Origin of the sequence: Rhodothermus marinus (assembly GCF_009936275.1) — a bacterium.
GTDB classification, from domain to species: domain Bacteria; phylum Bacteroidota; class Rhodothermia; order Rhodothermales; family Rhodothermaceae; genus Rhodothermus; species Rhodothermus marinus_A.
Window position 1 is genome coordinate 2,993,509 of sequence record NZ_AP019797.1, and the last position, 19,233, is coordinate 3,012,741.

At 64.3% G+C, this 19,233-nt stretch carries 16 protein-coding genes; 7 read left to right on the top strand and 9 right to left on the bottom strand.

What is annotated here, in order from left to right:
- Positions 1-50 precede the first annotated feature (50 nt).
- Positions 51-641 carry an RNA polymerase sigma factor gene (locus tag GYH26_RS13065; protein WP_161542026.1) on the bottom strand — a complete coding sequence of 197 codons (591 nt, stop codon included), beginning with the start codon at positions 639-641 and terminating at the stop codon, positions 51-53.
- 213 nt (positions 642-854) lie between these two features.
- Between GYH26_RS13065 and GYH26_RS13070 the strand changes: the two genes are divergently transcribed.
- The 7 genes from GYH26_RS13070 (at position 855) to GYH26_RS15750 (ending at position 9,943) form a co-directional block, all read left to right on the top strand.
- Complete coding sequence (locus GYH26_RS13070) at positions 855-1,760, top strand: c-type cytochrome (RefSeq protein WP_161542027.1); 906 nt, start codon at positions 855-857, stop codon at positions 1,758-1,760.
- A 190-nt stretch (positions 1,761-1,950) separates the two neighbouring features.
- Positions 1,951-3,777: a translational GTPase TypA gene (gene typA, locus GYH26_RS13075; protein ID WP_161542028.1), complete on the top strand. Its 1,827-nt coding sequence runs from the start codon at positions 1,951-1,953 to the stop codon at positions 3,775-3,777.
- A gap of 188 nt (positions 3,778-3,965) precedes the next feature.
- Positions 3,966-4,964: an IS701 family transposase gene (locus GYH26_RS13080; protein ID WP_161540220.1), complete on the top strand. Its 999-nt coding sequence runs from the start codon at positions 3,966-3,968 to the stop codon at positions 4,962-4,964.
- Positions 4,965-5,006: 42 nt separating this feature from the next.
- On the top strand, positions 5,007-5,171 hold the full coding sequence (locus GYH26_RS15695) for a DUF4160 domain-containing protein (protein WP_161542422.1): 165 nt from the start codon (positions 5,007-5,009) through the stop codon (positions 5,169-5,171).
- A complete protein-coding gene (locus GYH26_RS13090; RefSeq protein ID WP_161542029.1) occupies positions 5,152-5,475 on the top strand; it encodes a DUF2442 domain-containing protein in 324 nt (107 codons plus the stop codon). The genes GYH26_RS15695 and GYH26_RS13090 overlap by 20 nt, the downstream gene beginning before the upstream one ends.
- A gap of 387 nt (positions 5,476-5,862) precedes the next feature.
- Complete coding sequence (metH, locus tag GYH26_RS13095; RefSeq protein ID WP_161542030.1) at positions 5,863-9,573, top strand: methionine synthase; 3,711 nt, start codon at positions 5,863-5,865, stop codon at positions 9,571-9,573.
- Between the two features lie 61 nt (positions 9,574-9,634).
- Complete coding sequence (locus GYH26_RS15750) at positions 9,635-9,943, top strand: type II toxin-antitoxin system Phd/YefM family antitoxin (RefSeq protein WP_161542031.1); 309 nt, start codon at positions 9,635-9,637, stop codon at positions 9,941-9,943.
- On the opposite strand, the gene GYH26_RS13105 is transcribed toward GYH26_RS15750, so the two are convergent.
- From GYH26_RS13105 to GYH26_RS13135, 8 genes are all read right to left on the bottom strand, one after another.
- A complete protein-coding gene (locus GYH26_RS13105) occupies positions 9,891-11,879 on the bottom strand; it encodes a sensor histidine kinase (protein ID WP_161542032.1) in 1,989 nt (662 codons plus the stop codon). The genes GYH26_RS15750 and GYH26_RS13105 overlap by 53 nt on opposite strands.
- 168 nt (positions 11,880-12,047) lie before the next feature.
- A complete protein-coding gene (locus GYH26_RS13110) occupies positions 12,048-13,364 on the bottom strand; it encodes an HDOD domain-containing protein (RefSeq protein ID WP_161542033.1) in 1,317 nt (438 codons plus the stop codon).
- 176 nt (positions 13,365-13,540) lie between these two features.
- Positions 13,541-13,915 carry a response regulator gene (locus GYH26_RS13115; RefSeq protein ID WP_161542034.1) on the bottom strand — a complete coding sequence of 125 codons (375 nt, stop codon included), beginning with the start codon at positions 13,913-13,915 and terminating at the stop codon, positions 13,541-13,543.
- Positions 13,916-13,994: 79 nt separating this feature from the next.
- Positions 13,995-14,651, bottom strand: coding sequence for a response regulator (locus GYH26_RS13120; protein ID WP_161542035.1), 657 nt, complete (start codon positions 14,649-14,651; stop codon positions 13,995-13,997).
- Positions 14,648-15,202, bottom strand: a complete 555-nt coding sequence (locus tag GYH26_RS15285) for a sensor histidine kinase (RefSeq protein WP_242006433.1) — start codon at positions 15,200-15,202, stop codon at positions 14,648-14,650. Before GYH26_RS15285 ends, GYH26_RS13120 begins: the two co-directional genes overlap by 4 nt.
- A complete protein-coding gene (locus GYH26_RS13125) occupies positions 15,148-16,446 on the bottom strand; it encodes a PAS domain S-box protein (RefSeq protein ID WP_242006435.1) in 1,299 nt (432 codons plus the stop codon). The genes GYH26_RS15285 and GYH26_RS13125 overlap by 55 nt, the downstream gene beginning before the upstream one ends.
- A 323-nt stretch (positions 16,447-16,769) precedes the next feature.
- The gene (locus GYH26_RS13130; RefSeq protein WP_161542036.1) at positions 16,770-18,008 is read right to left on the bottom strand and encodes an AGE family epimerase/isomerase; all 1,239 of its coding nucleotides are present in this window, start codon (positions 18,006-18,008) and stop codon (positions 16,770-16,772) included.
- Complete coding sequence (locus tag GYH26_RS13135) at positions 18,005-19,207, bottom strand: glycoside hydrolase family 130 protein (RefSeq protein WP_161542037.1); 1,203 nt, start codon at positions 19,205-19,207, stop codon at positions 18,005-18,007. Before GYH26_RS13135 ends, GYH26_RS13130 begins: the two co-directional genes overlap by 4 nt.
- Positions 19,208-19,233 lie beyond the last annotated feature (26 nt).

Sequence of the window (19,233 nt, forward strand, 5' to 3'; positions counted from 1 at the left end):
CCAAATCATAGAGAAGTCGGCCTCCCAAAAGATCTTCGTCTCGGGGACCCTTATCGGAAATCAGCCAGGGCGGTCCGGAGCTGGCGGAGCGCCTGGGTCATCTGGTTCTCCACGGTCTTGGGACTGATGCCCAGCACTTCGGCCGCCTCCCGATAGGTCAGGTCCTGCAGAAAACACAGTTCGAAGACGGCGCGGCGGCGTTCAGGAAGCCGGGCGATCGCTTCCTCGAGCCGCGCCCGGAGCAACGCGACGTCGGTCTGACGGTCCGCTCCCGGCGAGGGATCCGACAGCTCCGGCAATGCTTCGTCCGAATTCAGCCGGCGCGTGTTCCGGAAGTGGTTCAGCGCCCGGTTGTGCCCGATTCGAAACAGAAACGCCCGGAGCGAGCGATTCGGATCGATCTGCGCCCGACGCTCCCAGATGGCCAGAAACGCCTGCTGCACCAGGTCTTCGGCCACTTCCGGTGCGACGCCCATCCGCTCCAGGTAGTGCAGCAGAAACGCATGATAGCGTTCGAAAAACATGCGGAACGCCTGCTGGTCTCCATTTCGGATGCGCCGGGCCAGTTCGGTGTCGTCGAGCACGCCGACGGCGCCCTGTCGGGCCAGCAGCAGTAACAGTCCGAGCGTTGCGTCCGTCATGGTCTTCGCGGCGGTTCCCCCGCCGGGTATCGGCAAAAACAGCGCCGGATTGAAGGCGCAGAGCGCCAGGCGCAAGCCATAAACGCGATTTTACAGGCACTTACAAGCCGAATACGACCGGCCTTACTTCATAAACACGCACGGGCGTTCGTCAGGTTGTGCATATACTGTTTTGCCGTTTGAACAATTTTCGCACACCTGTCGGAGACGGGCATGGCAAGGACCTTTCGCGTGCTGGGCATCGGCCTCGGGCTGATGGTGGGACTGGTGGTGCTCTGGATCGGCGTTGTCTACCTCATTTCCGGCCGCCATCTGCAACAGGAGTACACGCTCCACGCCGTCAACCTGACGGTGGCCGACGACTCTGCCACGCTGGCGCGCGGTCGCCACGTGGCCACGATCCGGGGTTGCATGGACTGTCACGGCGTGGACTTCGGCGGCCAGATCTTCATCGACGATCCGATGCTCGGCCGCTTTGCCGGCCCCAACCTGACCCGCGGCGGACGGGGTGCTGTGCTGACCGTGGCCGACTGGGAGCGGGCCGTCCGCCATGGCGTACGGAGCGACGGCCGTCCCCTGCGCTTCATGCCGGCCATCGAGTACAACCAGCTCAGCGACGAAGATCTGACGGCGCTGATCGCCTACGTACGCCACCTGTCGCCGGTGGACCGCTCCGATGTGCCGATCCGAATCGGTCCCCTGGGCCGCATGCTGCACCTGACGGGCAACCTGCCGCTGTTGCTCACCGCCCGGCTGATCGATCACGACGCTCCGCACCGGCCAGCCCCACCCTATGGCCCCACGGCCGAATATGGCGCCTATCTGGCCACTTCATGCGCCGGGTGTCACGGACCGGGCTTCAGCGGCGGCCCCATCCCCGGCGTCCCGCCCGAATGGCCTCTGGCCTCCAACCTGACGCCCGACCCGGAAACCGGCCTGGGGACCTGGAGCGAATCCGACTTCATGCGCGCCCTCCGCGACGGCACACGTCCCGACGGTTCGGCCCTCGATGCCCGGTACATGCCCGTACGGTTTACCTCCCAGATGACCGACGTCGAAATCCGGGCACTCTGGGCCTTCCTCCAGACCCTGCCCTCGACGCCGGAGGGAAATCACTGAACCGGGCAACGCTCGCACCCTGAGCGGGCGCACACTTCGGTGTGCCCCTACCGCACCCATCTCCCGTGCCTCATTTATCCGGCTGCACGCTTTCTCAAAACGCAAAAAAGCCGGAACCTTTCTCCACGCCGCGCGAAAGACAGCGGCCCTGCAGCAAAGCGGGCATCTCTTTTCAGACTCAGGACGTGCAATGAGCTATCCCCTGCGCAATATCGCCATCGTGGCACACGTCGACCACGGCAAGACGACGCTGGTCGACGCCATGCTCTGGCAGAGCGGCATCTTCCGGGCCAATCAGGAGGTCCAGGAGCGCGTGCTCGACTCGCTCGATCTGGAACGCGAGAAGGGCATCACGATCATGGCCAAAAACACGGCCGTATGGTACAACGACGTCAAAATCAACATCGTGGACACGCCCGGCCATGCCGACTTTGGCGGCGAGGTCGAGCGCACGCTCCGCATGGTCGACGGCATCATGTTGCTGGTGGACGCGGCCGAAGGTCCCCTGCCCCAGACGCGCTTCGTGCTCTCCAAGGCGCTGGCCCTGAAGCTGCCGGCCATCGTGGTGATCAACAAGATCGACCGACGGGACGCCCGCCCGCGCCAGGTGCTCGACGAGATCTACGATCTGTTCATTGATCTCGACGCCACTGAAGACCAGCTCGACTTTCCCGTCCTGTACACCGTGGCCAAGGAAGGCCGTTGCACGCACGACCCCGACGCGCCGCTGACCGACCTGCGGCCGCTCTTCGAGGCCATCCTGACGCACATTCCGCCGCCTCAGGGCGATCCGAACGCTCCGCTGCAGATGCTGGTGACGCACGTCCAGCCCGACCCCTACCGCGGACCGCTCGCCATCGGCCGCATCGTACAGGGCACGCTGCGCAACCGCCAGCGCGTCCTGCTGTGCCATCGAGACGGCCGCCGCACGCCGGCCTCGGTGACAGCCCTGTTTGAATTCGAGGGATTGCAGCGCGTCGAAACCGACGCGGCCGGTCCGGGCGCCATCGTGGCCGTGGCGGGCATGCAGGGCATCGGTCTCGGTGAGTCGATCACCGACGCCGACGATCCGCATCCGCTGCCGCCGCTGCACATCGACGAGCCCACGCTCTCGATGGAGTTTCGCGTCAACGACGGTCCGTTCGCCGGCCGCGAGGGCCAGTACGTCACCTCCCGCCACCTGCGTGAGCGCCTCTTCAAAGAGGCTGAGAACAACCTGGCGCTGCGCGTCGAGGAGACCGACTCGCCCGACGCGTTCCTCGTCTATGGCCGTGGCGAGCTCCAGCTGGCGATTCTGATCGAGCAGATGCGCCGCGAGGGGTACGAGTTCACGGTGGGCCAGCCGCGTGTGCTCACGCGCCGCATCGACGGCCAGCTCCATGAGCCCTACGAGCGCGTGCTGATCGACGTACCCGAGGAATACATGGGCGTCGTCGTGCAGAAGCTGGGCATGCGTCGGGGTGTGCTCACGAAGATGATCAACCACGGCACAGGGCGCGTGCGGCTCGAATTCGAGATCCCCGCCCGCGGACTGATCGGCTACCGGAGCGAGTTTCTGACCGACACGAAAGGTACCGGCCTGCTCAACCACCTCTTCGACGGCTACCGCCCGTGGGCCGGACCCATCACGCACCGGGCCACCGGCGCGCTGGTGGCCGACCGTCCGGGCCGCGTGACGGCCTACGCCATGCTCAACCTGCAGGAGCGCGGCGAACTGTTCGTCGAACCCGGCGACGAGGTGTACACCGGCATGATCGTGGGCGAACACTGCCGCGAGGGCGACCTGGAGGTCAACATCACGCGCGAAAAGAAGCTCACGAACATGCGCTCGGCCACGGCCGAAGGATTCGAAAAGCTCGTGCCGCCCCGCAAGCTCTCGCTCGAAGAAGCCATCGAGTTCATCCGCGAAGACGAGCTGATCGAAGTCACCCCGAAGGCCATCCGCCTGCGCAAACGCTACCTCGACCCGCACGAGCGCAAGCGCCACGCCCTCCGCCAGCAGCAGGAAGTTGCCTGAATGGGCATTCTGTTGCAATACCACGCGGCCATGGCTATATTTTGTAAAGAATGCCCGTGGGTGTACCGATGCCCACAATCAAATACATTGGTCCCTATCGCTTTTTCTTTTAGGACTTACGCAGTTGACCGTGATGATGTAACTTTGGGAGGCACACTGGGACAACGCTTTAGTCTGGGAGGCCAACCGTGAACGCGTCGAAAGTGGATGAGTTAGATTACATTCATTTCTTGGTTGCGGCCCAACGGGTCTTCACCACCACCGAAGCGGCTCGGATTCGGGCAGGGGAGCTCAACGCCCCGGCGCATGATGCCTATACGCGTCTGCTGAAGCGGATTCCGCCCGATACGGAAGCCCTGTGGCAGGAGGTGGCCCCCTTTGTCCGGCCAGACCGTGGGGTGTTGGTGGTGGACGATACCACGCTGGACAAGCCCCATGCTCGGAAGATGGCATGGGTGACACGCCATTGGTCGGGCAAGCACAAGCGGGTGGTCCAGGGCATCAACCTGATCTCGCTGTTGTGGACCGAAGGCCAAGCACGCCTGCCTTGCGATTTTCGCCTTTACAACCGGGCAGAAGACGGCCTGACCAAGAATGACCACTTTCGAGCCCTGCTGCAAACGGCCCATGCGCGTGGCTTTCAGCCCCGGTTGGTTGTCTTTGACAGTTGGTATGCCAGTCTGGCCAACTTGAAGTATGTGCGCCAGCTGGGATGGGAATGGTTCACGCGTTTGAAAGCCAACCGGTTGGTTTCGGTAGAGGGCGAGCGCCGGAATCGTCCGGTATCGAGTTGGCCGATCCCTGCTGAAGGTTGTGTGATGCATCTGAAAGGGTACGGCTGGGTGAAGGTGTTCAAGACGGTGACCCCAGACGGTCGCGAGGAATACCGGGCCAGCAGCCGCCTGGATATGACCCTGGAAGAAACCGCCGCGTATGGCCGGCATGCCTGGCAAATCGAGGTGTATCATCAGGGTCTGAAGCAGTTCACAGGGATCGAACGGGGGCAATTTCGTGTGGCTGAAGCCCAGCGCAACCACATTGGTTTGGCCATTCGAGCCTTTTTGCGCTTGGAAGTGGCCCGTTTGCAGCGTGGTATCAGCTGGTTTGAGGCCAAACAGGCCATCCTTCGGGAGGCTATCCGTCATTACTTGGCCTCTCCCTCCCTGATCCTTCATTCAACTGCGTAACTCCTATTCTTTTATTCCGGTGATCGTTCAGAACCCCCGCACATCCATGTCGAGCGGGAAAACAACGTGGCTAAATTCTGGTTAAATCCTGTGCGTCTGCAGACAAGTGGAGGTTTTCGCCCCCAGGAGATAAGGCGCTTGCAAAGGCTAATCGAAGAGCAGGAACAAGAATTTTTAGCCGCTTGGCATGCATACTTTGGTGATTGAGCGAGGCGTTCGTGCCCGAGAGGTACAGGTTACCGACGAAGAACTGATCGTCGCGTTGGAAGACGGCCGCACGATCAGCGTTCCGCTGGCCTGGTTCCCCCGGCTGCTGCATGGTACGCCCGAGGAGCGGGCAAACTGGCGTTTCATCGGCAACGGGGAAGGCATTCACTGGCCCGAGCTGGACGAAGATATTGAGGTAGCCCATTTGCTGGCCGGCATTCCTTCTCAGGAAAGTCAACACACCCTCCAGCACTGGTTGCAGCAGCGGCGCCAACAGGCAACTTCACGACAGCGCGAGACATAGCGCCGCCTCTTTGATGATCGGGCTGTCCAGGTTATACAGGTTATACGATTTCCGGGAAATCATTGTGCATATGAAAAAGCACGGGCGCGCACTGCGGTGTGCCCCTACCGGACAAACGATGACCTTCCTCCGCGTAGGGGCGGACCCCTGTGTCCGCCCGATCATACCCACCGGATCACGTCCGCCACTCGAGGTGTGATACCCTCCATGCACTGGTAAATCAGCGATTCCATATTATTTCCGCGTCCCTTTTAAACCGTCAGGCATAGCCGGCAACGCTTACCGGCACTTCGCTTCGTGCCGGACTACGCGCATCAACGGGAAACGCCCGACAAAGGGGGGCGTTGCATTTTTTTCCGCACAGACCGGTATTTATCGAAAAGACCGATGCGCGACACGCACCCGCTGACCCGATTGCTTCAGGAGCGGATTCTGATCCTCGACGGGGCGATGGGCACGATGATCCAGCGCCATCGCCTCTCGGAAGAAGACTTCCGCGGCGCGCGCTTTGCCGACCATCCCCATCCGCTGCGGGGCAACAACGACCTGCTCGTCCTGACGCAACCCGAACTGATCCGCGACATCCACCGCGCCTACCTCGAAGCGGGTGCCGACCTGATCGAAACGAACACCTTCAACGCCAACGCCATCTCGCAGGCCGACTACGGGCTGGAGCACCTGGTCTATGAACTCAACGTGGCGGCCGCGCGCCTGGCCCGCGAGGCTGCCGACGAATTTACGCGCCGCACCCCCGAGCGCCCCCGCTTCGTGGCCGGTGCCATCGGCCCCACCAACAAGACGCTGTCGATCTCGCCCGACGTCAACAATCCGGCCTACCGGGCCGTCACCTTCGACGAAATGGTGGCCGTCTATCGGGAGCAGGTGCGCGGGCTGCTCGACGGCGGCGTCGATGTGCTGCTCGTCGAGACCGTCTTCGACACGCTCAACTGCAAGGCGGCGCTCTTTGCCATTCAGGAAGAATTTCGCGCGCGCGCCCGGGCCGTGCCCGTCATGGTCTCGGGCACGATCGTGGACCAGAGCGGCCGTACGCTTTCGGGCCAGACGCCCGAGGCCTTCTGGATTTCCATTGCGCACATGCCGCACCTGCTTTCGGTGGGACTCAACTGTGCGCTCGGCTCCGGCCAGATGCGTCCGTTCATCGAGGAGCTGGCCCGTGTGGCCACCGTCTTCACCAGCCTCTACCCGAACGCCGGGCTGCCCGATGAACTCGGTCAGTATCGCGAAACGCCCGAGTACATGGCCGCGCAACTGGCCGATTACGCCCGCGAGGGCTGGCTCAACCTGGCCGGCGGCTGCTGCGGCACCACGCCCGAGCACATCCGCGCCATCGCCGAGGCGCTCGAAGGCATTCCGCCCCGCCGCATCCCCGAGGTGCCGCGCACGCTGCGCCTTTCGGGCCTGGAGCCGCTCGTCTTCCGACCCGACCTGAACTTCGTCAACATCGGCGAACGGACGAACGTCACGGGCTCGCGCCGCTTCGCCCGCCTGATCCGCGAGGGTCGCTACGAAGAAGCGCTCGACGTGGCCCGCGAACAGGTGGAAAACGGCGCTCAGATGATCGACGTGAACATGGACGAGGGCCTGCTCGACGGCGTGCAGGCCATGACCACGTTCCTGAACCTGATCGCCACCGAGCCGGAAATCGCCCGCGTGCCCGTGGTGATCGACTCGTCGAAGTGGGAGGTGATCGAAGCCGGGCTGAAGTGCCTGCAGGGCAAGGGCGTCGTCAACTCGCTTTCGCTCAAAGACGGCGAGGAGGTCTTCAAGGAACGCGCCCGGCGCGTGCGCCAGTACGGGGCGGCCGTCATCGTGATGGCCTTCGACGAGCAGGGCCAGGCCGACACGCTCGAACGCCGCATCGAAATCTGCCGCCGCGCCTACCGCATCCTGACCGAAGAGGTCGGCTTTCCGCCCGAAGACATCATCTTCGACCCGAACATCTACGCCGTCGCCACCGGCATCCCGGAGCACAACCGCTACGCCATCGACTTTCTGGAGGCCACGCGCTGGATCAAGACGAACCTGCCCTACGCGCGCGTCTCGGGCGGCATCTCGAACCTGTCGTTTTCGTTCCGGGGCAACGAGCCGGTCCGCCGGGCCATGCACACGGTGTTTCTCTACCACGCCGTGCAGGCCGGCATGGACATGGGCATCGTCAACCCCGGCCAGCTCGGGATCTACGAAGAAATCGATCCCGAGCTGCGCGAGCGCATCGAAGACGTGCTCTTCGACCGCCGGCCCGATGCCACCGAGCGTCTGATCGCGCTGGCCCAGACGCTGACGCAATCGGCCGCCGACGCCGCCGAGTCCGAAACGCTGGCCTGGCGCCAGGCGCCCGTCGAGGAGCGGCTGCGCCATGCGCTCGTCAAGGGCATCACGGAGTTCATCGAAGAAGACGTCGAGGAAGCCCGCCAGAAGTACGGCTCGCCGCTGGCCGTCATCGAAGGGCCGCTCATGGACGGGATGAACGTGGTGGGCGACCTGTTCGGCGCGGGCAAGATGTTCCTGCCCCAGGTGGTCAAAAGCGCCCGCGTGATGAAGAAGGCCGTGGCCTATCTGGTGCCCTTCCTGGAGGCCGAAAAGCAGAAACTGGGCGACACGCGGCCGCGCGCCCGCATCCTGCTGGCCACGGTCAAAGGCGACGTGCACGACATCGGCAAGAACATCGTGGGCGTGGTGCTCCAGTGCAATGGCTTCGAGGTGATCGACCTGGGTGTAATGGTGCCCGCCGACCGCATCCTCGAAGAGGCCCGCCGCCACCGGGTGGACCTGATCGGCCTGAGCGGGCTGATCACGCCGAGCCTCGACGAGATGGTGCACGTAGCCCGCGAGCTGGAGCGGGCCGGCTTCGACACACCGCTGCTGATCGGCGGCGCTACGACCTCGAAGGTGCACACAGCCCTGAAGATCGATCCCTGCTACCACGCGCCCGTCGTGCACGTGCTCGATGCCTCGCGGGCCGTGCCGGTGGCCAGCGCCCTTGTCGATCCGGACCGTCGTGATGCCTTTGCAGAAGAAATCCGCCAGGAGTACGAGGCGATCCGACGGCGCCACGGTCGCCGCACCGACGAGCAACTACTGACCATCGAAGAAGCGCGGGCCAACCGCTTCACGTGTGACTGGTCGGCCGTGCCGATTATGCGCCCGAACCGTCCGGGCCTGACCGTCTTCCGCAACTACCCGCTGGCGGAGATCCGGCGCTATATCGACTGGACGCCGTTCTTCCAGGCCTGGGAGCTGCGCGGCAAGTATCCGCGCATTCTGGACGACCCGAAAAAAGGTCCCGAGGCGCGACGGCTGTTTGCCGACGCCAACCAGCTACTGGACGAAATCATCGCGCACGGCTGGTTGCAGGCGCACGGTGTCGTCGGACTGTTTCCGGCCAACAGCCAGGGCGACGACGTGCTGGTGTTCGCCGACGAAGCGCGTCGCAAGGTGCGGGCCGTGCTGCACTTCCTGCGCCAGCAGACCCCCAAGCGGACAGGCCAGCCCAACCGCTCGCTGGCCGACTACGTGGCGCCCGTCGAGAGCGGCCGCGCCGACTACATCGGAGCCTTCGCCGTGACGGCCGGCCACGGGCTGGAGGAACTGGTGGCCCGCTTCGAGCGCGCCCACGACGACTACCAGGCCATTCTGGCCAAAGCGCTGGCCGACCGCCTGGCCGAGGCGTTTGCCGAGCTACTGCACGAACGCGTCCGGCGCGAGTTGTGGGGCTATGCGCCCGATGAGCGACTGACGAACGAGGAGCTGATCGCCGAACGCTACCGCGGGATTCGTCCGGCGCCCGGCTATCCGGCCTGTCCCGACCACACGGAGAAGTGGACGCTCTGGGAACTGCTGGAGGCCGAACGCCACACGGGCATTCGGCTCACCGAGCATCTGGCCATGCACCCGGCCGCATCCGTGTGCGGCTACTACCTGGCCCATCCCGAGGCGTCCTACTTCAACGTGGGACACCTGGGTATGGACCAGATCGAAGACTACGCCCGGCGCAAGGGCATGACCGTCGAGGAAGTCGAACGCTGGCTGGCTCCACGCCTGGCCTACGACCCGGCCGCCCGCGCCGACGCCGCGTGAAATGTGCAGGAACTCAGATTGGCGCTTTACGTCCTGTCAGAGAAAAAATCACCACGATGCCATGCGAATCGGTTTGCAAAAAGCCCGCACGCAGCTTTCCCGGCTGGTAGAACGGGCCCTGCGGGGCGAAGAAGTTATTCTGACGCGTCGGGGTAAAGCAGTAGCGCGGCTGGTACCGATTCAGCACGACGAGCCCGAAATGCGTCCGGTAGCGCTGCATCGACGCAAACTCACCGCCGAAGAAGTAACCGCTTCGCTGGAAGGCGTTGATCCGGAAACCGTTCCGTGGCATCTCCTGAAGCCCATGTCTTCACAACTCACGACCGGGGCACCGGAGTGGTCAGGGGCGCTGCGGGGAGCCAGATCGTAAACCGGCTGCCCCTGCCGGGCGTGCTCTCGACTTCGATCCGGCCGCCCATGATCTCCACGAAGCGACGGGCCACAGCCAGTCCCAGACCCAGTCCTTCGTGCGTGCGGCCGATGCCGCTGGAAGCCTGCCAGAACTCGTCGAATACGTGCGGGAGCGCTGCTTCGGGAATCCCGATGCCCGTATCCTCGACCACAATGCCCACCTGATCCTCCACCTGCCGGAAGCGGACAGTCACCCCGCCCCGCTCGGTGAACTTGATCGCGTTGTCCAGCAGGTGCTCGACGGCACGTTCGAGCAGCTCCGGATCGGCCCAGACCGCCACACCGGGCGCCTGCTGCACCCGAAACTTCAATCCCTTCTGCTCGGCCCGTGCCCGATAGGTGGCCATCAGCGGTCGAAGACGCTCGGGTAGAAGCAGGCGTTCCCGGCCGGCCTTCAGCGTCTGCGCTTCGAGCTGCGCCAGATCCATGACCTCTTCCAGCAGATGCAACAGCCGCCGCCCCCCATCGGCGATCAGTTGCGCAAATTCGTGAAAGAGCGTGCCGGGCGCGGCTTCTTCGCGGATCACGTCGGCAAAGCCGATCACCGTCGTGAGCGGCGTGCGCAGTTCGTGGCTCAGGTTGGTGAGCAGCGTCGATTTGAGCCGGTTCATGGCCTCGGCTTCTTCACGAGCGCGGATCAGCTCGGCTTCGTGCTGCAGGCGCTCGGTCAGATCGCGCACGATCAGCAGACTTTCGGCCGAGGCCTCCGACATCAGCGTCGTGCGCGACAGTTCGGCCATAAAGCGCGTGCCGTCGCAGCGGACGGCTTCGAGCTGCACGGGTTCGTCCGTCGTGGCCGGCACTTCGTTCAGGTCCGGTAGCAGTCGGGCGACCGGCTGCCCGAGGATGTCGGCGGCCCGACAGGCAAAGAGCCGCTCGGCCGTCCGGTTGAAAAGCGTAACGCGCTGCTCGGCATCCAGCAGCAGAATGGCGTCGCCGGCCTGTTCGAGCACGGCCATCAGTTGCCGCTCGCGCGTCTGCAGCAGCGCCTGCTGGCGAGCCCGCTCCAGCGCCACGGCGGTCAGATGCGTGGCCAGTGCGACCAGTTCGCGGTCCTGCGCGTCCGGCCGGCGTGGCTCCCGGTAGTAAAGCGCGAAGGTGCCCAGTACCGTACCGTCGGACGCCAGCACAGGCGTCGACCAGCAGGCCCGCAGGCCATGCGCCAGTGCAAACGCCCGGTAGGGTTCCCAGCGGGGATCGGTGGCGATGTCCTCGGTGATCACCTCGGTGCGGTGATAGGCGGCCGTACCGCACGTGCCGGCCGCCGGACCGATCTGCCGGCCGTCGATCGCCCGGCGATAGGCTTCGGGAAGGCTCGGCGCCGCCCCGTGATAGACGCGATCGCCCCGCAGCATCAGGATGGAAACCAGGGCGCCGGAGGCGCTCTCCGACTCGATCCAGCGGGCAATTTCTTCCAGCACTGCCTGCAGCGGTGCCCCTCGTGCCATGCGCTCCAGAATGGCCGCCTTCTGCCGGAGCAGGCGTTCGAAGCGGAGCTGGCGCCGCCGCGCTTTTTCCTGCTGCCACAACTGCGCGGCCAGTTCGGCCAGCGTTTCCAGGTGTAGCCGCTGCTCGGGCCCGAACCGATGCGGCCGCACGTCGGCCAGCGCCAGCACCCCGGCCTCACCCACCGGCACCCCCGCATAGAAGCGCAACCGAGGCACGCCGGCCGCGTCGGTATCTTCCAGCACCAGCGGCGCCTGTCGCGCCCGCACCTGGGCATCGAGTACGGCCGTGTCGAGCCGAAGCGTCGCGCAGGCTTCCGTTTCCCAGACGTTGTTTTCGAGTTGCAGTCGGACACACGGCACCCGGAACGCCCCGGACGCCAGCGTCAGCAAGGAGCGAATGGCGTGCGTAAGCGCATATGCTATAGAAGTGTCAGTCTGTCCTGTCATACCGACCCCCCAGTGTCTGGCCTCGCATCCTCGCGCTATCCCCGAGGGGCACTACAGGCGAGCGGTACAACGGACGCAAAGCATAAGGCCGCGGCGACAAATCCGCATGCGCAACTCTACGCACAGAAAGGCTCTTCTTTCAAAGTTTTATATTTCTAAATTTTGATTTCATTGACGATAGCTACAGGCCAGCTCCTGAATGGCCCGGCTCCGACTCAGGACGTGCCGCCAGAAGCGCTGAACCGAGCCGTGCGTGGCTTCGGCCAGTTCGCGCAACGCACCCCGGACCGTCGGAGGCAATTCTTCTGGAGAAAGCTGCGCCAGTAGCTCCCCACTGCAGCCGAACTGAAGGGCCAGCGTGCGCCCGGCCCGGACCAGCAGCGCCAGCAGACGTCCGCGTCCGGTCGCCCAGCGGGGATCCAGGTGAAAGCGGATGGCTTCGATGAGCAGTTCGGGCATTCCCCAGTCCCGGGCGATGTCGGCGCCCAACTGCGCATAGTTCAGCCCGAACGTGCGCACCTCGTCGTCCGGCGAGGGCGCCTGCAGCCACTGACTGCCGCCCTGCAGGTTCGTTTTCCAGAGCGAGATGTATCGCTCCGGGGCACTGCTGAGAAAGACCAGACGACCGAGCTGGTGCAGCACCCCGGCCGTAAAGGCCTGTTCAGGCGAGATCTGCTCCACGAGCGCGGCCAGTTCCCGGGCGAACAGCGCCGTGCTCAGACTCACCTGCATGATGTGTTTGTGGATATGCCGCGCTTCGGGCGTGGTGACCTGCTCGAACGCGTTGGTGACCACTTCGGTCAGCACCAGATTCCCTACCGGCAGAAACCCCAGCATGGTCACGGCCCGCTCGATGGTGGTCACCTTGTGCGGAAGCGCATAGTAGGCCGAGTTGACATGCCGGAGCACCCAGGCGGCCGTGATGGGGTCTTCGTGCAGTAGTTCGATGAGCTGTTTCAGCTCGATTTCTTCTTCATCGCGCGAAAGCAATTCCATGACTGCCGTGATCGTCTCCGGCTGCGGCGGCAACTTCAGTTCCCATTCGGGCAAGGCCAGCCGGGTGCGATCGGGACGGTAGGACGGGTCCAGCACGCGCTGCAATACGCGCAGGAGTTGCTCGGTATGGATGGGTTTGGCCAGGTATTCGTCGAAGCCGGCTTCCAGGAACCGCTCGCGACTGCCCGGCACGGCATAGGCCGTACAGGCGATGGCCCGGAGCTGCTGGCCGCCCGGCAATGCGCGCAGTGCCTGAAGCAGATCGACGCCGGTGCGCACCTCGCCCAGATGAATGTCGATCAGCGCCACGTCGGGCATCTGCTCCTCACAGAGCGCCAGCGCCTCGTCGAAGGAGCCCGCTTCCTGCACCGCCACGTACTTGCGCAGCTGAAGCCGCAACAGCCGCCGCGCATGCACGTGGTCGTCCACCACCAGGATTCGCGCTTCGGCCAGGCGCGCCTGCTGTTCTTTTTCAGACAGCTCCTCCATGAATGCCCATTTCTTTCAGAGTGCGACAAGTCCCTTCGCAGTCAGGCACTAAGTGGGAAATGTCGCCCGCCGGGCGCACTACCAACAGTAGATGTCCTGCAAAGATTTCGTTCCCTCAAGGCCGTACAGTGTGGTGTTGCCTGAAATGGGCTCTGGCCCCTTTCAGGCGGGCCAGGCTACTGAACGGGCCGCTCCAGAATGACCTGTACCAGGCGCTCCAGTACTTCGTGCTTCGAGACGAAAGCGTCGGCTCCTCGCCGGCGAGCCTGGTCCCGGTACCACTCGCTGTCATGCGAGGTGAGCACGATGATATAGGAGTGCGGCGCGGCCTCTCGGATCTGCGGCAGCACGTCCATTCCACTCTGGCCGGGCATGGAAAGGTCCAGCAGAATCACTTCGGGTTGTAGCGCCTGGCTGAGGGTCACGGCCTCCTCCGCCTTGTGGGCAACGCCGACGATTTCAATGCGTGGTTCCGTCCCCAGAAAACGAAGCAGGTACTGCACGAAGAGTGGCTGGTCGTCGATCAGTAAAACCGTGACTGCCTCGGCCATGGGGTGAAAGAACGCCTTTTTTCAGGAAAAAAGCAAACGGCGCTTTCATCCCCAATACGTAAGATTACGGAAAGCGCGTTCAGGGCCGGCGCGGCTGGACCAGCCCGCGCTGCACGGCATAGTGGATCAGTTCAGCCTGGCTGTGGATGTCCAGTTTGGCCATCAGGTTTTCCCGATGCTTTTCGACGGTGCGGGGGCTGATGAAAAGCCGCTCGGCAATCTCGCGGCTGGTGTACCCCTCGGCGGTCAGGTGCAGGATCTGGCGCTCCCGATCGGTCAGCGTCTCGTAGGGATCGCGGAGGTCCTGCGGCGCTTCGGCCTGCGCCAGCAGGCGTTCCGAAAGCGGCGCACTCAGATAGCGGCGTCCCTGATAAAGCGCTTCCAGCGCGTGCACCAGTTCTTCTACCGGGCTACCCTTCAACACGTAGGCCATGGCTCCGCTGCGCAGCGCCTCGACGACGTAGGCGTCGTCGTCGTACATCGACAGCACGAGCACGCGCATCGAGCGCGCCCGCCGCCGTGCCTGGCGGAGCACTTCCAGCCCGTTCAACCCTTTCAGCGAAAGATCCAGCAGGAGCAGTCGCGGCTGGTGGGTTTCGATGAGCTGCAGGGCTTCCAGTCCGTCGCCGGTTTCGGCCACGACCTGACATCCCTGCCGTTCCAGCAGCGTCCGCAGTCCCTGGCGGACGATGGGATGATCCTCGACAATGATGGCTGTCCAGTTATTCCTGTTCATAGCGATGCTTCGGTTGAGATCAGACGATCGGCTTCTTCCGGAAGTGGCAACAGGGCCTTCAGGCGGGTGCCCTGTCCGGGTTGACTTGTGATTTCTAACCGGCCACCCAGCAATTCGATCCGTTCTCGCATGGCCGCCAGTCCCATGGATCGTCCGGTGGCAAACGCCTGCTCGGGGTCGAATCCCACTCCCTGATCTTCGACAATCAGCAGAAGTTCCCGATCGGTAAGCCGGAGCTGCACGGCAACTTCCTCAGTCTGCGCATGTCGGGCCACGTTGGTCAGCGCCTCCTGCACGAACCGGTAGGCCGTCAGCTCGACCAGCTCCGGCAGCCGAAGCTCGGGCTCCAGCTCGATGTGCAGGTGGACCCTGATACCCGTCTGTTTCTGGTAGCGCTCGATGTAGGCCTGCAGCGCCCCCACCAGCCCCAGTTCGTCAAGCAGCGGCGGCCGAAGCTGAAGCGTGAGCTGGCGAATTTCCTGGCTGAGTCGGTCGATCAGCGCACGGGCTTCCTGCAGGTTCTGCGCCAGTGTCTGCTGCGCCTCCGACACTCTGTCTGCGCCATGCCCAGGCAGAGTTGCGCCGAGGTCAGCAGCGCTCCCACCTCGTCGTGCAGCTCGCGGGCAATACGGCGGCGTTCTTCTTCGTGGGCCACCAGCAACTGACGCGAAAGCCGGCGCAATTGCGTAAACAGGCGGGCGTTCTGCAACGTGACCGAAGCCAGCGCCGCCAGCGACTGCAGCAGCGCCCGCTCGTAGGGCGCAAAGGCATCGGCTCGCGTGAAGCTGTCCGCGCAGATCACGCCTTCCAGCGTGTGATCGGTGCGAATGGGCGCCACCAGCGCCGCCTTCAGGTCGCGAAGGGCCGGGACCGTGCGGGCCTGCAGGGCGGCCGCTTCGACCGGATCCAGCGTATCGACGGTTTCCAGGCGGGCCATCAGATCGGCCGTAAGCGGCAGCGAAAAGCCCGGCTTCAGGGTTTCGGGCCCCCCATCCTTCTGCGCCAGTACGAACCGATCGCCGCGCCGCATCCAGAGCAGCACGGCCTCGGCCGACGGCACGATCTGCCGGACCGTCTTCACCAGCTCGGCCTGCAACCGGTCACAGTCGGTCGTCTCCCCCATGAGCTGCCGGCTGACTTCCAGCAGGCGCTCCAGCCCCTCGCGATAGCGGGCATTTTCGCGGGCGATACGGTTGCGCTCCGTGACGTCCTGCACGAGCACCAGCACGGCCGGCCGCCCTTCCCACTCGATCAGGTGCGAGTCGATCTCCACCTCCAGCAGGCGCCCGTCTTTTGTAAGGTGTCGCCAGGGGCCCGAGTGCTTGAAGGCGCCACGTGGTGCCCAGGCGCTGGCGGCCACCTTCGGACGGTCTTCCTCCGGCCGAATGTCCAGAATGGTCATGCGCCGGAATTCTTCCGGGCTGTAGCCGTAGAGCACAACGGCCGCCCGGTTCACCGCCAGAAAACGCAGCGTCTCCAGGTCATAGACCCACATGGGCCGGGGGTTGTGTTCGAAGAGCAGCCGGTAGTTCGCTTCCGATTTCTTCAGCCGTTCGGTCTGTTCTCGCAGCAGCCGCCGCCCCATCTGCATCAGTCCATAGAGCAGCAGGGCTGAGAGCGTCACGAACAGCAGCCCCTTGGCCATCTGCCAGCGCGTGAGCGTGACCGGATCCACCCCGGCCTGCATCAGCAGGTGATCGGATAGCAGGATCCAGAGCAATCCCACGCTCCAGTAGATCAACGCGATGCCAGCGGGATCAAGCCAGAAGCGCCATTTTTTTCGTTGCCTGCGCATGGGCGCTTGAACAACCGGGCAGAGTGGCCTATTTCTTTTATCAAATAAAAAATTATGAAAAAATGCAAGCTCTTTTTTTTGAAACGAAGCTGTCCAGAAAGCGCTTCCAACACGGCCTCTTATATGGAATCGCTGATGCACCGGAGCATGACGACGTAGCCCTCATGGGCCGAACATAATCCACGGACACGACACGGCGGGCACAGCGGCCCGCCTCTACGGGGTGGAAATGGGGTCGTTCGTCCGATAGGGGTGCGCCCGGGCTTTCCGCCCGAGAAATAAGGCGCGGTTATGGGTTGCCCCATGATGCCCGGACAATCGCGCTACCGGGATCGAGCGTGTTCCAGGAGGTGCCGCAAGCGCTGGATCGCCTCCAGACAGGCGCGGCCGTTGTGGTAGGGCCCCTTCCAGAAGTCCACCTTGTCGTCGGGGTAGGGGGTGCCGTCGTCGCGCACGCGGGCAAACCATTCGCCCCCCTGCGTGTCACGCTGGCGCTTTCGGATGTAGCGCCAGACGCCTTCGGCCGCTTCGTAGAAGGCCACCTCGCCGCTTTCCTGATAGGCGTTCAGGAATCCCACCAGCGCTTCGGCCTGTGGCCACCAGTGCCGGTCGGTATCGAGACGGCCCTGCTCGTCGATCTCGTAGTAGAGGCTACCGTCCGGTGCCCGGCCTTCGGCCAGCGTGGCGCGGGCCAGATGCAGTGAAGCCTGCTGCACCCGCGGGCGCAACGTCGCCTGCCCCAGCACATCGACGGCTTCCAGAAGCAGCCAGCTTGTCTCGATGTCGTGCCCGAACGAGACGGCCCGCGAGCGCGGCCGCCAGCGCTCGTCGAAGAACAGGATGAGATGCCCGGTGGCCGGGTGGTAGATGGCCCGCAGGAACAGCTCGATCAGCGCCTGAAGCCGTACGGCCAGCTCCGCATCGGGCCAGACGCGATACAGGTTGGTGTAGGCCTCCAGCACGTGCAGGTGCGTGTTCATGCTGCGCGGCTCGGGCGCGTCCTTGGCGCTGAGCCGCACATCTTCGAGCGGCCGCCAGGCGCGATCGCAGGCTTCCACATAGCCGCCGTGCACCCGATCGGCGCAGTGGGCTTCGATCAGGCCATAGATCGCGCGGGCCAGCGCCAGCGCCGCTTCGTCGCCCGTGGCCCGGTGCCACTCGCTCAGGGCGTAGATGGCGAAGGACTGAGCGTAGACGTGCTTGCGGGTGTCCAGCGGACGGCCGTCGGCGGCCACCAGCCAGTAAACGCCGCCGTGGTCGGCGTCCACGAAGTGCCGGACGAAGTACCGGTAGGCATGCTCGGCCATCTCCCGATACAGCGGCGTGCCGAGCTGGCGGTAGGCTGCGGCAAACGTCCACAGGATCCGTGCGTTCAGAATGGCCCCGCGCGGGGCTTCCGGGTGGGGCCGGCCGTCCGGCCCCACCCGTCCCACAAACCCACCGAGCACCAGATCGGGCGTGCGCGTGGCCCAGAACTTCAGGATGTTCTCGGTCAGCTCTTCGTGGACCTCCGCCTGCAGCGCGCGCAGGCGCCGAACGTCCGGGATGGTTTCCGTGCTCACGGGCGCTTCAGCCGTTGCAGGTTCCGTCGGATGAGTTCCAGCCGCTGCTGCACGCAGGCGGCCGAGCGGCCGCCGTCGGGCGGCGTGTGCATGACGTAATCCAGCAGCCGGTCGAGCGTCGAGGTCGCCACGTGGCAGCGCGTGTCGGACGAAGCGTAGTAGATCAGCACCCGGCCGTCGTCGTCCAGAATCCACCCGTTGCAGAAGAGTACGTTCGACACGTCGCCCACGCGTTCCTCGCCCTCCGGCGCCATGAAGTAACCACCCGGCGCATAGATCACGCGCCAGGGCTCGTCCAGCGCCGTCATGAACAGATAGAGCACGTAGCGCAGGCCGGCCGCCGTGTTACGCACGCCATGGGCCAGATGCAGCCAGCCGTGCGGCGTCTTGATGGGCGGCGGTCCCAGGCCGTTTTTGGCTTCTTTGATGGTGTGGTAAACGCGGGGATCGACAATGCGCTCTTCTGTGATGACCGGATTCGTGATGTCCGCACACAGTCCCCAGCCGATGCCTCCCCCCGACCCGGCTTCGATGAAATCGTCCTGAGGCCGGGTGTAAAAGGCGTATTTGCCGTCGACGAACTCCGGGTGCAGCACGCAGTTGCGCTGCTGGGGCGAGGGCGTCTTCAGATCCGGCAACCGCTCCCACGTTTTCAGGTCCTTCGTACGGGCGATGCCGCACTGGGCCATGGCCGCGGTCGTGTCGGTGGGTGGTGCCTTCGGGTCTTTGCGTTCGGTGCAGAACACCCCGTAGATCCAGCCGTCCTCGTGCAGGGTCAGGCGCATGTCGTAAACGTTGACGTCCGGATCGTCCGTCTCGGGCAGCACGATCGGTTCGTCCCAGAAGCGGAAGTTGTCGATGCCGTTGGGACTTTCGGCCACGGCAAAGAACGACTTGCGATCGACGCCCTCCACGCGCGCCACGAGCAGGTAGCGGTCGCCCAGCTTGATGGCCCCCGGATTGAACACCGCGTTGATCCCCATGCGCTCCATGAGGTAGGGGTTCGTCTCCGGATTCAGGTCGTAGCGCCAGAAAATGGGCGTGTGGGCGGCCGTCAGGACCGGATAGCGGTAGCGCGTGACGATGCCGTTGCCGTCGGGCAGCAGCTCGTTCGGGCGCGTAATAAGCTCTTCGTAAGCGGCTTCCAGCCGTTTCAGACGCAACGCAAACGCCTCGGTCGGTGCCATTCGCACTTCCATAGCACTCCGTTCTCTTTTGATCAGAC